This is a genomic window from Clostridia bacterium (assembly GCA_017410375.1).
In the GTDB taxonomy this organism is placed as follows: domain Bacteria; phylum Bacillota; class Clostridia; order RGIG6154; family RGIG6154; genus RGIG6154.
In genome coordinates, this window is the sequence record JAFQQW010000022.1 from 1 (window position 1) to 12,736 (window position 12,736).

Sequence of the window (12,736 nt, forward strand, 5' to 3'; positions counted from 1 at the left end):
AACTTCGCCTCTCGACGTACCTTTGTACGCCTTCGGGTAACCCCAAACCGCGCTATATCGCGGTTTGGGCTCAGTTTGTCCATTCCAAACATTTTTTCCTATCCCCCAAAAAGGAGCTGTAATAAATTTACAGCTCCTTTTAATGCGGAATTTCGGATACCAAAGTGGTAATATTTTCGTCCGTAAGATTAACCCCTGTAATTTCTGCATAGCTGTTTTCCGTTTTAACAAGGATTGTGGTTTCGTCTTCGCTGTTGTAAATTATGGTTTGTGCACCGGCAATATTTTCAGATGCAGAATTCAAAAATGCATTTTCAATAGCATCATTTTGCTGGTAAATCGTTACAGTTGCATAGCTTCCGTCATCAAAGGTACGGGGATAGCTTTCAGGCATCGCCATGCGCGACACAGGAGCAGGTGCAGCACCCGAGCCGCCTGAAGATTGGTCTGAAACAACTTTCTCATCCGCAGACAATGCTGCAGGCATCGCTTCCGGCGGCGGAAGCATTCTCATTTCATTTGCAACAGCCGGAGCATCATCTGCAGGCGTTCCCTGTGCAATATCCGCAGAATCAACAGGTTCTACATTGCTTTCAACAACCGTTTCGCTCTTTTTCTGTACAGTATCATTTTGCTTTGCAACAAAAGATTCATTGGCTTCAACCGATGCTGACTCAGCTTTGTTCTTTGAAGCTTTGTTTTCATTCACAACGGTATCCGGATTCTGAATTTCATCCTGTGCATAAAATTCAATTGACGGGTCAGGAACAAAGATAGTTTCCTCCTGCGTTGTTTTTTCCTGAATCGGTTCGGTACTTTCACGCAATTGCGGAAGCGAATAAACCGACACACACAGAACCAAAACTGCAGCAAAGGCTGTGCCGAAACGGAAAGAAAAAGCTTTTTTCTTTTTTGGCTGTTTGCTGTTTGCCATTGCTAAAATTCGGGCAATCTGCGTTTTATCGCCTTCGATTTTATCATAGGCTTGCTTATAGTGTTTTCTAAACAAAATCATAACCTCTTTTCAACTTTTCCCGGAGCATTTCCCGCGCTCTGTGTAACTGTGATTTAACAGTTGTTTCTTTCATGTCCAGACACTGCGAGATTCGCTCAACAGACATATCTTCATAATAAAACAGGTGAATTACCGTTCTGTACTTGGGCGGAAGCTCCTGCGTTGCATAAAACACATCGCTTTCCTCCTCCGTTTCGAATGCAACATCCATTTGCTCGTCTAATGGTACATTCTTTTTAAACCAGGAGCTGGTAAACATACTTTTGGAACAATTGATGGTCACCCGAATCAGCCAGGCTTTCACATGCTCTTCGCTTTCGAAAGGTTTTTCCTGACGCAAAAACTTTAAAAAAACATCCTGGACAATATCATCCGCATAATCTTTGTTTTTGGTCTGGGACAACGCAAGGCGAAAAACCATATCAAAATATTTCTCGACCAGTTCCGCACCGGAAACGTCGATTTTTATCTGTTCGCTATTCAAGCCATTGTCCCCCTTTCATATATAATACTTTTATGTCTGCCAAAAGGTTGCAAAGATTTTTAAAATTTTTCAACATTTTTATTATATCTCAATTCACAGCAAAAATCAACACTTATATTTGTGCAAAAAATAAAAAAGTGCTTGACATCAGCGTGATAAAGTGCTAAAATAATAATATCATTTTTAAGGAGCATATAACAAAATGAAAAGTAATTTATTTGCAATTGCATATTATTACTTTTACTTTTACTTTTTCAACAGAGTAAAAGCGATTTGTGTTGCAAAAAATTAACCAACTGCTTCTTTAAAACAATTTATTGGTTTATTTGGCTACACAGAATCGCATCTGTGTGGCTTTTATTTTTTAAGGAGTGATTTACACCATGATAGCAGTACTGAAAAACAACGTAACAGAAAGCCAAATGAAAAATTTATGCGACTGGTTTGAACAGCAAGGTCTTACCGTTCACATTTCAGAGGGTCATTACCAAACCATTATTGGTCTGATTGGAGATACCAGCAAGGTAGATACAGACCTTTTAGAGGGATTGGATATCATTGATTGTGTAAAACGAATTTCAGACCCCTTTAAAAGTGCCAATCGGAAATTCCATCCGGATGACACGGTAATTGATATAAACGGTGTAAAAATCGGCGGTGGAAACTTTGCAATCATCGCAGGTCCCTGCTCGGTTGAATCGCCCGAACAGATTATGGCTGTTGCAGAAGGTGTTAAGGCAGGCGGTGCTTCCCTGCTCCGGGGCGGTGCATTTAAACCCAGAACTTCCCCCTATGATTTTCAAGGGTTAAAAGCAGACGGTATTGAGCTTTTAGAGCACGCAAAAGCAAAAACAGGTATGCCGATTGTAACCGAAATTATGAACGCAAACCACTTGCCTCTTTTTGAAAACGTGGATGTTATTCAGGTCGGTGCCAGAAATATGCAGAACTTTGAACTTTTAAAAGAGCTTGGAAAAACGAAGAAAACCATTCTTTTGAAACGCGGACTTGCCAACACCATGAAAGAGCTTTTGATGAGCGCAGAATATATTATGGCAGGCGGTAACGAAAATATTATTCTGTGCGAAAGAGGTATCCGCACCTTCGAAACCTATACAAGAAACACATTGGATTTAGCAGCGGTACCCATGTTAAAAGAGCTGACACATCTACCTATCGTGATTGACCCGAGCCACGCAACCGGTGTATCCCGACTTGTAAAGCCCATGGCAATGGCGGCAGTTGCGGCAGGTGCAGACGGACTGATGATTGAAGTACACAACAACCCCTCCAAAGCACTTTGTGACGGTGCACAATCTCTGACCCCCGAACAATTTAAGGATGTGGCAGAACAGGTTAAAAAAATTCGTGAGGTGATTGCATGACGGTTGGAATTGCAGGACTCGGACTGATTGGCGGATCGCTGGCAAAATCATATAAGGAAAACAACGAAACGGTACTCGGGCTTGATATTGATGCTTCTACCGTTTCATACGCGTTGCTTTCAAAAACTATAGATGGCGTTTTAGACAGGGAGAATATGAAAAGCTGTGATTTGATTTTAATTGCACTTACACCTAAAGCTTGTTTGAATTTTTTAGACGAAAACGCAGAATACTTTGGAAAAGATAAGCTTGTCATTGACTGTTGCGGTATTAAGCAAAGCATTTGTAATAAAGGGTTTGCTCTGGCTGAAAAATACGGATTTATTTTTATTGGCGGTCATCCCATGGCAGGCACGCAGTACAGCGGATTCAAAAAAAGCAAAAGTGATATGTTTAAAGGAGCAACCATGGCACTCGTTCCACCGGTTTTTGATGATATCTCGATTTTAGAACGGGCAAAGCAGGCACTTCTTCCCGGAAAATTCGGTAAATTTACGGTATGGACAGCCGAAAACCATGACCGTATTATCGCGTACACATCACAGCTGGCACACATTGTCTCGAATGCGTACATGAAAAGTCCGACCGTAAAAGAACACAAAGGATTATCTGCCGGAAGCTACAGAGATTTAACGCGTGTAGCCTATATGAATGTTCCTATGTGGACTGAATTGTTTTTGAAAAACAAGGCTTCCGTGATTTATGAGCTGGATGTGCTGATTCAGGCATTATCCGAATACAAAGACGCAATTCAAAACAACGATTTTGAGCAATTAAAGCGTTTACTTCAGGAAGGGTCTGACAGAAAACAGGAGGTGGATAAACGTTGAGAACAGTACATGTAAAGGCATCTAAAGAATATGACATTTTAATAGAAAGAGGGCTTTTAAAGCATTGCGGAGAAGCAATAAAGGCAGTTTTGAATTCGGACACGGTTGCAATTATTTCGGATTCGGTTGTTGCGCCTCTTTATATGGATGTTTTAACAAAAACTCTTGAAAAAAGCGGTATTCACGCAGTCTCTTTTGTATTCAAAAGCGGAGAGGCTTCCAAAACGGCTGAAACCTACATTGCGCTTTTAAACTTTCTGGCAAAAAATCGCATCAACAGAAAGGATACTTTGATTGCTTTGGGCGGCGGTGTTGTAGGTGATTTAACCGGCTTTGCCGCAGCAACTTTCTTGAGAGGCATAGGATTTATTCAGATTCCCACCACTCTACTGGCATGTGTGGATTCTTCTGTTGGCGGGAAGACGGCTATCGACCTGGATGCAGGCAAAAATCTCGCCGGTGCATTTTATCAGCCGAATCTGGTCATTTGCGACCCAGATACATTAAAAACCTTAGACGATGAAAATTACAGAGGCGGAATGGCAGAGGTTGTAAAATACGCAATCATCTGTGACGAAGATTTTTACAGAAATCTGATGGATGAATCCTTAACGGTTGAAGAAATCATTCAAAAATGTGTGGAAATCAAGCGCGACATTGTAGAAGGCGACGAATTTGACACCGGAAAAAGACAGCTTTTGAATTTTGGACACACATTAGGACATGGTATTGAGGCGTGCAGTCATTTTGCGTTGATTCACGGTCTTGCAGTTGCTATAGGAATGTCTTTGATTACAAAAATTTCCGAAGCAAACGGCATATGCGATCGCGAAACGGTTGAAGCTGTGGATGCTGTTTTAGACAAATACAATTTACCTAAAACCACAACCGTTCCGATGCAGGATATATTGGACAAAATGTTAAATGACAAAAAGGTGATGGCAAAAAACATCAACCTGGTTGTCCCCACCAAAATCGGACAGTGTGTTTTGCACCCATTACCGGTCAGCGAATTAGAAGATTTTATTCAGAAAGGTTTTTGTTGATATATGAATGTAACCATTACACCGTCACAGCTTTTCGGAACGGTTAACGCCATTCCGTCAAAATCTGTAGCGCACCGCATTCTGATATGTGCGGCTTTATCAAACGAAAAAACTGTGGTACATAATTTGTTTTCCTCAAAAGATATACTTGCGACCAAAGCTTGTCTAAGTGCGCTTGGATGTGATTTTGAAGAAGAATTTGTGATTCCCGGAAAGAAAAAGGGCAGCGGTGTCCTTAATTGCTGCGAAAGCGGTTCCACGCTTCGTTTTATGCTTCCGGTTGCGCTGGCATTGGGTGGTGAATTTTCTTTTGAGATGGCGGGTAGACTTCCCGAAAGACCCCTTTCACCCCTTTATGAACTGTTACAGGCACATGGCTGTACTTTATCTAAGCAGGGCAAAAATCCGCTGAAGGTAAGCGGAAAGCTTATGCCCGGTATTTTTGAGATTGCAGGCAATATTTCTTCCCAATTTATTACAGGTTTGTTGCTCGCACTTCCTTTGTTGGAAAGCGACAGCGAAATTCGCATTGTCGGCGAGCTGGAATCTAAGCCTTATGTGGATATCACAAGGAACGTACAAAGCCTGTTTGGCATTCAGAGTTGTTTTAAAAACAACACCTTTTATGTCAAAGGAAATCAACGATATGTTTCACCCGGCGAAATAACCGTTGAAGGTGACTGGTCCAACGCAGCTTTCTGGCACTGTGCGGATGTGCTTTCCAAAAAGCAGGTAGAATGTATCGGTTTAAACGAAAATTCTGTGCAGGGTGACAAAGAAATCGTAAGCATCACCCATAACTTACCTTGTACGGTGTGTGCAAAGGATATTCCGGATTTAATTCCGATTATTGCAGCCGTTGCATCCGTTACTGCAGGACAAACCATTATCACCGATGCAAAGCGACTGATTATAAAAGAAAGCAACCGTCTAAAGACCATTGAGAATGTTTTGACCGCCCTTGGTGCAGATATTACGCTTACCGAGGATGGTATGATTATAAACGGAAAAGAATCGCTAAGCGGCGGAACGGTTGATTCATTTAACGACCACCGCATTGCAATGATGGCAGCAATCGCATCCATTAAGTGCAAGGAAGCGATAACCATAACAAATGCTGAGGCTGTCCAAAAATCTTATCCGCATTTCTGGAACGATTTTAAAGCCCTCGGCGGAATCATTAAGGAGGAATTATGAGCAGTACATACGGCGAAAATATAAAACTTTCCATATTCGGGCAATCTCACTCGCCCGCTATCGGTATTTGTATTGACGGGCTGCCGGCAGGCATAAAAATAGATATGGATGCCTTGAAAAATTTTTTAGGCAGACGCGCACCCGGTAACGCAACCTTTGCAACCCAGCGAAAGGAAGCGGATTTACCTGAATTTTTGTCGGGATTGGTTGAAGACACCACCTGCGGCGCACCGCTTTGCGCAGTTATACACAATACGAATACCCGTTCAAACGATTATAATAATATTAAGATTACACCACGCCCATCCCATGCAGATTTCACCGCAGAAATGAAGTATGGCGGATTTCAGGATGTGGCAGGCGGAGGTCATTTTTCAGGGCGCCTCACTGCTCCACTCTGTATTGCAGGCGGAATTGCCATACAGGTTTTAAAAGAACAAGGCATTGAAATCAAGGCACATATTGCAAGCATTAAAAATGTAAAGGATATACCTTTTAACCGTATAGCTGTTCAGGATATAAAGGATTTATATTTCCCCTTAGTGGATGAAAACAAAAAAGACGAAATGCTTCGGGTTATTGAAGATGCAAAGGAACGTGCAGACTCGGTTGGCGGTACCATTGAATGTGCGATAACCGGACTTCCCATAGGACTTGGAGAACCGATGTTTGATGGTATGGAAAATAAAATCTCGCAGATTATTTTTGGCATTCCTGCTATTAAAGGCATTGAATTCGGTAACGGATTTGAGGCATCTGCGTTATACGGTTCAGAAAACAATGACCCGTACTGTTTACAAGAGGACGAAATTGCCACAAAAACAAACAATCACGGAGGAATTTTAGGCGGTATTACCTCGGGAATGCCTTTAACCTTTAAGGTTGCAGTAAAGCCCACTCCTTCAATCGGCATTCCGCAACAAAGTATAAACTTAGAAACCGGCGAGGAAGAAACGCTTGTTATAAAAGGCAGACATGACCCGTGCATTGTACCGCGTGCTGTTCCTTGTGTTGAGGCTGCAGCCGCAATTGCCGTTTTAGATGCATTACTGGATTAAAGGAGAACGAAAATGGATTTACAGGAAATACGTAAAAATATAGACCGCATTGACGATCAGCTGATTGAACTTTTTGCTGAGCGTATGAAAGTTTCTGCAGATGTTGCAGAATATAAAATGAAAAACAATATGCCTGTATTGGATGCAAAAAGAGAACGGGACAAGCTTAACACCTTAACCGAAAAAACACCTGCTGAATTTCAGGAATACATCAGGGTTTTGTATTCGGTCATCTTTGAGGTAAGCCGTTCTTATCAGCACAAGCTTTTGGCAACTTCCACAGAATTGAGCGAAAAAATCGCAAATGCAATTGAAAACACCCCAAAACTGTTTCCGCCCTCTGCAACGGTTGCATGCCAAGGCACTGAGGGTGCATATTCACAGATTGCCTGCGAAAAGCTCTTTAAAAATCCGAACATTGTTTATACCGCTGACTTTGAAAAGGTATTTTCTGCGATTGAAAGCGGTCTTTGTCAGTTCGGCATTCTGCCATTGGAAAACAGCACAGCAGGCTCTGTTACCAAGGTATATGAATTGATGCAAAAGCATAATTTTAATATTGTACGGAGTACGCGGATTAAGGTAGACCACAACCTTTATGTGCATCCCGACGTAAAGGATATTTCACAGATAAAGGAAATTGTTTCTCATGAACAGGCTTTAAACCAATCCATGGGCTTTATCAAAAGTCTTGGAAGCGTTAAAATCACCCCTTGTGAAAATACCGCTGTTGCAGCAGAGATGGTTTCAAAGTCCGAAAGACGGGACATTGCAGCGCTTGCATCACACCAGTGCGCAGAGCTTTATAACTTACGTTGCTTAAAATCCTCGGTGCAGGATAAGGGCAATAATTATACACGCTTCATTTGCATTTCCAAAAACTTGGAAATTTATCCCGGAGCAAACAAAACAAGTGTTATGATGACCATTCCACACAAGCCCGGTGCATTGTACAAAGTGCTTGCACGTTTTTATTCATTAGGTATCAATCTTATCAAGCTTGAGAGCAGACCGCTCCCCGATAAGGATTTTGAGTTTATGTTTTATTTTGATCTGGAAACATCTATTTACTCGCCTGAGTTTATGCAACTTATGGCTGAATTTGAAAACATATGCGAAACATTCTGCTACTTAGGAAGCTATGCTGAGGTGATATAATGCAATACGGATTATTGGGCAGAAAATTAAAGCACAGCTTTTCACCGCAGATTCATGCACACTTTTATGACACGCCTTACGATTTGTTTGAAATTGAGCCGGAAGATGTTTCTGCGTTCATGCAAAGCAACCGATTTGATGCTATGAATGTAACCATCCCTTACAAAAAGGACGTTATTCCCTTTTGCGCAGAGCTTTCTGAAACCGCCAAAAAAATAGGCAGTGTGAACACCATTGTCCGCCGTGCAGACGGTTCTCTTTTTGGCGACAACTCCGATTATTACGGTTTTTCCTATCTGGTAAAGAAAAGTAATGCGAGTGTTAAAGGGAAAAAAGTGATTATTTTGGGCAGTGGCGGCTCAAGTCTGACCGTTTGGCATGTTATGCACGACCTTGGTGCATCCGAAATTGTTGTGATTTCCAGAAGCGGTGAAAACAATTACGAAAATATTCATCTGCATCATGATGCGAACATCATCGTAAACACCACCCCTGTCGGTATGTATCCCAAAAACGGAAAATCTCCTGTTCAGCTTTCTGATTTCAGAAAAGTCGAGGTTGTTCTGGATATCATTTATAACCCGTCCAAGACAAGACTGTTACTGGATGCAGACACTTTAGGTATTCCCGCTTTTAACGGTCTTCCCATGCTTGTGGCGCAGGCAAAAAAGTCTGCTGAAGTATTTACCGGGAAGCCCATATCTGATGATGAGATTGATAAAATCACCTTTGCGCTGGAACGAGAAACCTTAAACATATTGCTCATCGGTATGCCGGGATGCGGAAAGTCTACAGTGGGGAAAAAACTTGCTGAAGCTTTAAACAAAACCTTTGCGGATACAGATGAATTGATTGCGGAAAAAACAGGGAGACAAATCCCCGACATCATTCAAAAGGACGGCATTGAGGCTTTCCGAAGAATCGAAACAGAAGTGCTTTCAGAAATTTCAAAGCAAAGCGGATATGTGATTGCGACCGGTGGCGGCATTGTAACCATTCCGGAAAACCTTCCGCTTGTGCGACAAAACAGCATTGTGTTTTTTATTGACAGGGCTGTGTCTGAACTTTCTACAAAAGGGCGTCCGCTCTCACAGACACAGGGAGTGGAAAAGCTGTACAACGAACGTATTGAATTGTACCATTCTTTTGCGGACTATATTTTAAAGTCATCTACTGTTGAGCAAAACATTGAGAAAATTAAGGAGGCGTTTGGACTATGAAGTTGCTTGTCATCAACGGACCGAATTTAAATTTCTTAGGGATTCGGGAGCCTGCCATTTACGGCAATCAGAACTACCCCGCTCTTTTAGAGTATATAAAAGGTATTTGTGAAAAAGAAAATATTCATGTGAAATTTTTCCAATCCAATCACGAGGGGGCAATTGTGGACGAAATTCAGGCGGCATATCAGGTGTTTGATGCGATCTTAATCAATCCTGCCGCTTACACGCATACAAGTGTTGCAATTTTAGATGCGTTAAAGGCTGTAGGCATTCCGACAGTTGAAGTACATTTGTCAGACATTAACAGCCGTGAAGATTTCAGAAAGTTTTCGTATATTTCTCTGGTTGCTCAAAAAACCATTGCAGGAAAGGGTTTTGAGGGCTATAAAGAAGGGATTATGTATTTAAAAAAACTGCTAAGTTAACACTTAGCAGTTTTTCTTTTTCTATAAAACAAAATCACTATTCCAACCAAAAAAACGGCTACACTGATCCACTGGGATGTGGAAAATCCCAGTAACGCGCCACGCTCTGCATCAAAGCGGAAATACTCTATTACAAATCTTTCGGTTGCGTACAGCATCAGGTATAGCGGAAGAATCATTTTGCTTTTTGGCTTTCGTCTATCTATCCACCAAAGAAGTGCAGTTAAACAAAGGTTAAATGCACTCTCAAAAAGCTGGACAGGCATAAGCGGAACACCGATGGGTGCAGAGCCAAGCGGATTGGAAAAAGTGACTCCTAAAAAAGATTCGGTCGGAAGTCCGTAGCAACATCCGGCAAAAAAACAGCCGATTCTGCCAAAGGCATGTGCAAGCGGCACACATTTAACAAGCGTGTTTTCGTAATCCGAAAGGTTGCATTTTATGATTTTTGACATCAGTACGACAACCAAAATTCCTGCAATGAATCCGCCGTAAAACACAAATCCACCACGAATTAAGCCTGTAACGTCGCCATTTTTAAGAACAGATAAAAGTTCATGCGGTGTGTAGGTTACAAGCAAGTACAAAAGCTTTGCACCAATCAAGCCCGCTAAAAGTCCGGGAGATGCCATCGCAAGCATATATTCCCATTGCAAGTCTTTTCGTTGACAGTCGATAACCGCCAGATACAAAGCCAAAACGATACCGATAGCAATGCAAACACCGTACATCGGCAATAATAAATTTCCGATTTTTAAAAATGGATACATACACCATTCTCCTCATTTATTGATAGAACCAGTATATCAGACCATTTCTCGTTTGTCAATTCTTCAACAAACCTCTAAAACAACCTTGCCTACGTTTTTGCCCTGATACAAGAGATCATGTGCCTGTTCAGCCTGCTGAATAGGCAGAACTTTGTAAACGGTGGGTTTTACTAAACCTTCTTCCACTTTGGGCCACACTTCTTTTACAAGACGGGCTAAAATTTCCGCTTTAACCGCAGGTGTTCTGGAACGCAATGTGGAGCCAATAATACGAACATTGCGCACATAGATGTTTTTAAGGTCAATTTGCGTTTTCTGACCTGCAAGGGCTGCAATCATGATCCAACGCGCACCATGTGTCAGATACGGCAGACACTCGCCCATAATTTCACCACCAAGGCAGTCGATGGCAACATCGACAGAACGTCCTGCTTCAAGCTCGTTTTTAAGGATATCCACAATGCTTTCTTTTGAAGTATCTACCACAATGTCAGCATTTAAATGTTTGATAGATTCCTTGATTTCAGCAGAGAGAACGGTTGTGATGACACGGATATCAAAGGCTTTAGCCATGGGAATTACAACACTTGCAAGTCCCGATGCGCCTGCGTGCATCAAAAGTGTATTACCGGGCTTAATATTTCCTTCAATAAAAAGATTTAAAAAAGCTGTTGCGTATGCTTCAGGCATGGCAGCTGCTTCCACCATAGAACAGTTTTCCGGAACAGGCATGCACATATCATACGGTACTGCAACATATTCGGCATAACCGCCACCACCTAAAAGAGCACAGACCTTATCGCCGATTTTCCATTTACCTTCAGCAGCTGTGCCTATTTTTTCGATTGTACCCGAAACTTCAAGACCCATCCATTCAGGTGCGCCGGGCGGAGGCGGATAATCCCCCTCTCTTTGCATTAAGTCTGCACGGTTCAATGCTGCATAGGCTACCTTTACAAGCACCTCGTTATCCTTGATTTCAGGATTCGGCACATCAGTCCAGCTTAAGCTTTTGTCGTTATTTACCAATATTGCTTTCATACTTATTCTCCTTTCAAAGCAAAACAATACTTTTGTTCTTTTTATTTAGTATAGCATATTGACACCGAAAATAAAATACAGTATAATATTAAAAAACAGAACTATTCTATGATAAGGGGTTTTTTTATATGCAAATTACAAAAATGTCTTCTCTCTCCTTTTTTAAGGTTGCAAAGTACAGTTTCCGACGAACAGGCGAAGTGAATTACGCTAACTGTCCGCGACCGCATTTTTGTATGGGGCTGATTTTGGAAGGAGAAGGATTTTTTTATCCCGAGGGTAATTTAAAAAAACAACCTGTTCATGTGGTTCCGGGTGACATCATTTTTGTGCCGATCACCTCTCGTTACGTTTCAAAATGGAATGGCAATCCAACCGTTTCTTATATAAGTATGCATTTCAGCTTTACAAGCGGTTGCGGTATATCAGAGCACAACCGTTTTGTTCTGCAAAAAGTAACCCTTCCTGATTTTGATACATTAAAAGAAAAATATTTCTATGCACTGGAGCATTACAACGGCACAGAGTCTGAATCCATGCAGGTTCTTTCAATGTTTTACAGCATACTGGGTGCCCTGTTGCCAAAGCTTAACCATAAATCCGAAAAAAGAATTGACCAAAGGATTGAAAAGGCTATGGAATATATTCAGCTTAGTGCAGAGCAAGAACTTTCTGTACCCGAGCTTGCAACGCTTAGCGACATGAGTGCGTCACACTTTTATGCGCTTTTTAAAAAAGAAGTGGGCACTACCCCGATAGAATACAAGCAAAACATTTTGATTAACCGTGCAATCAGACTTTTGCTTTCGGATACCACTACGCCTATTGAAGAGATAAGTGAAAGTTTGGGCTTCTCATCTTCTACATATTTCAGACGTGTATTTAAGCACATTACGGGAAAATCGCCGAGAGAATACCGAAAAACAGTATCTATGCTATAAAAAAAGACACTTATAAAAGTGTCTTTCAGACTGTCGAAAAAGTCGTTCTACCGCAAGCAAAGAACTATTTGTTATTTTGAGCGAAGCGAAGAATCTCCGGTTTGAACAGATGTTGAATGGAGCGGAATCCATCGAGGATTCCGCTCCATTGCTTGCTTTTTGT

At 41.6% G+C, this 12,736-nt stretch carries 13 protein-coding genes; 9 read left to right on the plus strand and 4 right to left on the minus strand.

Going from position 1 to position 12,736, the window contains the following annotated elements; genetic code table 11:
- Positions 1-139: 139 nt before the first annotated feature.
- Together IJE10_03370 and IJE10_03375 are read right to left on the minus strand one after the other, a co-directional pair.
- Complete coding sequence (locus tag IJE10_03370) at positions 140-1,009, minus strand: hypothetical protein (protein ID MBQ2967147.1); 870 nt, start codon at positions 1,007-1,009, stop codon at positions 140-142.
- Positions 1,002-1,436: a sigma-70 family RNA polymerase sigma factor gene (locus tag IJE10_03375; GenBank protein MBQ2967148.1), complete on the minus strand. Its 435-nt coding sequence runs from the start codon at positions 1,434-1,436 to the stop codon at positions 1,002-1,004. Before IJE10_03375 ends, IJE10_03370 begins: the two co-directional genes overlap by 8 nt.
- A 446-nt stretch (positions 1,437-1,882) precedes the next feature.
- On the opposite strand from IJE10_03375, the gene aroF reads away from it, so the two are divergent.
- The 8 genes from aroF to aroQ are packed head-to-tail and all read left to right on the plus strand — an operon-like array spanning position 1,883 to position 9,821.
- A complete protein-coding gene (gene aroF / locus IJE10_03380; protein ID MBQ2967149.1) occupies positions 1,883-2,884 on the plus strand; it encodes a 3-deoxy-7-phosphoheptulonate synthase in 1,002 nt (333 codons plus the stop codon).
- Positions 2,881-3,714 carry a prephenate dehydrogenase gene (locus tag IJE10_03385; GenBank protein ID MBQ2967150.1) on the plus strand — a complete coding sequence of 278 codons (834 nt, stop codon included), beginning with the start codon at positions 2,881-2,883 and terminating at the stop codon, positions 3,712-3,714. Before aroF ends, IJE10_03385 begins: the two co-directional genes overlap by 4 nt.
- A complete protein-coding gene (aroB, locus tag IJE10_03390; protein ID MBQ2967151.1) occupies positions 3,711-4,760 on the plus strand; it encodes a 3-dehydroquinate synthase in 1,050 nt (349 codons plus the stop codon). The genes IJE10_03385 and aroB overlap by 4 nt, the downstream gene beginning before the upstream one ends.
- A 3-nt stretch (positions 4,761-4,763) precedes the next feature.
- Positions 4,764-5,957 (plus strand): 3-phosphoshikimate 1-carboxyvinyltransferase, encoded by a 1,194-nt coding sequence (locus tag IJE10_03395; GenBank protein ID MBQ2967152.1) that lies wholly within the window; start codon positions 4,764-4,766, stop codon positions 5,955-5,957.
- Positions 5,954-7,015 (plus strand): chorismate synthase, encoded by a 1,062-nt coding sequence (gene aroC, locus IJE10_03400; protein ID MBQ2967153.1) that lies wholly within the window; start codon positions 5,954-5,956, stop codon positions 7,013-7,015. The genes IJE10_03395 and aroC overlap by 4 nt, the downstream gene beginning before the upstream one ends.
- A gap of 12 nt (positions 7,016-7,027) precedes the next feature.
- A complete protein-coding gene (locus tag IJE10_03405; protein MBQ2967154.1) occupies positions 7,028-8,173 on the plus strand; it encodes a chorismate mutase in 1,146 nt (381 codons plus the stop codon).
- Positions 8,173-9,393: a shikimate kinase gene (locus tag IJE10_03410; GenBank protein ID MBQ2967155.1), complete on the plus strand. Its 1,221-nt coding sequence runs from the start codon at positions 8,173-8,175 to the stop codon at positions 9,391-9,393. Before IJE10_03405 ends, IJE10_03410 begins: the two co-directional genes overlap by 1 nt.
- On the plus strand, positions 9,390-9,821 hold the full coding sequence (gene aroQ / locus IJE10_03415; protein MBQ2967156.1) for a type II 3-dehydroquinate dehydratase: 432 nt from the start codon (positions 9,390-9,392) through the stop codon (positions 9,819-9,821). Before IJE10_03410 ends, aroQ begins: the two co-directional genes overlap by 4 nt.
- On the opposite strand, the gene IJE10_03420 is transcribed toward aroQ, so the two are convergent.
- Both IJE10_03420 and IJE10_03425 read right to left on the minus strand, forming a co-directional pair.
- Complete coding sequence (locus IJE10_03420) at positions 9,818-10,591, minus strand: prolipoprotein diacylglyceryl transferase (protein ID MBQ2967157.1); 774 nt, start codon at positions 10,589-10,591, stop codon at positions 9,818-9,820. The two genes, aroQ and IJE10_03420, sit on opposite strands and share 4 nt — an antisense overlap.
- Positions 10,592-10,654: 63 nt before the next feature.
- Positions 10,655-11,632 carry an NAD(P)H-quinone oxidoreductase gene (locus IJE10_03425; protein MBQ2967158.1) on the minus strand — a complete coding sequence of 326 codons (978 nt, stop codon included), beginning with the start codon at positions 11,630-11,632 and terminating at the stop codon, positions 10,655-10,657.
- Between the two features lie 128 nt (positions 11,633-11,760).
- Here IJE10_03425 and IJE10_03430 point away from each other — a divergent pair, with 128 nt between their 5' ends.
- Positions 11,761-12,573, plus strand: a complete 813-nt coding sequence (locus tag IJE10_03430) for a helix-turn-helix transcriptional regulator (GenBank protein ID MBQ2967159.1) — start codon at positions 11,761-11,763, stop codon at positions 12,571-12,573.
- Positions 12,574-12,736 lie beyond the last annotated feature (163 nt).

Coding starts and splice junctions, on each gene's coding strand:
- IJE10_03375 (MBQ2967148.1), bottom strand. CDS start 1,436: ATGGTTTTTCGCCTTGCGTTGTCCCAGACCAAAAACAAAGATTATGCG.
- aroF (MBQ2967149.1), top strand. CDS start 1,883: ATGATAGCAGTACTGAAAAACAACGTAACAGAAAGCCAAATGAAAAAT.
- IJE10_03385 (MBQ2967150.1), top strand. CDS start 2,881: ATGACGGTTGGAATTGCAGGACTCGGACTGATTGGCGGATCGCTGGCA.
- IJE10_03395 (MBQ2967152.1), top strand. CDS start 4,764: ATGAATGTAACCATTACACCGTCACAGCTTTTCGGAACGGTTAACGCC.
- aroC (MBQ2967153.1), top strand. CDS start 5,954: ATGAGCAGTACATACGGCGAAAATATAAAACTTTCCATATTCGGGCAA.
- IJE10_03405 (MBQ2967154.1), top strand. CDS start 7,028: ATGGATTTACAGGAAATACGTAAAAATATAGACCGCATTGACGATCAG.
- IJE10_03410 (MBQ2967155.1), top strand. CDS start 8,173: ATGCAATACGGATTATTGGGCAGAAAATTAAAGCACAGCTTTTCACCG.
- aroQ (MBQ2967156.1), top strand. CDS start 9,390: ATGAAGTTGCTTGTCATCAACGGACCGAATTTAAATTTCTTAGGGATT.
- IJE10_03420 (MBQ2967157.1), bottom strand. CDS start 10,591: ATGTATCCATTTTTAAAAATCGGAAATTTATTATTGCCGATGTACGGT.
- IJE10_03425 (MBQ2967158.1), bottom strand. CDS start 11,632: ATGAAAGCAATATTGGTAAATAACGACAAAAGCTTAAGCTGGACTGAT.
- IJE10_03430 (MBQ2967159.1), top strand. CDS start 11,761: ATGCAAATTACAAAAATGTCTTCTCTCTCCTTTTTTAAGGTTGCAAAG.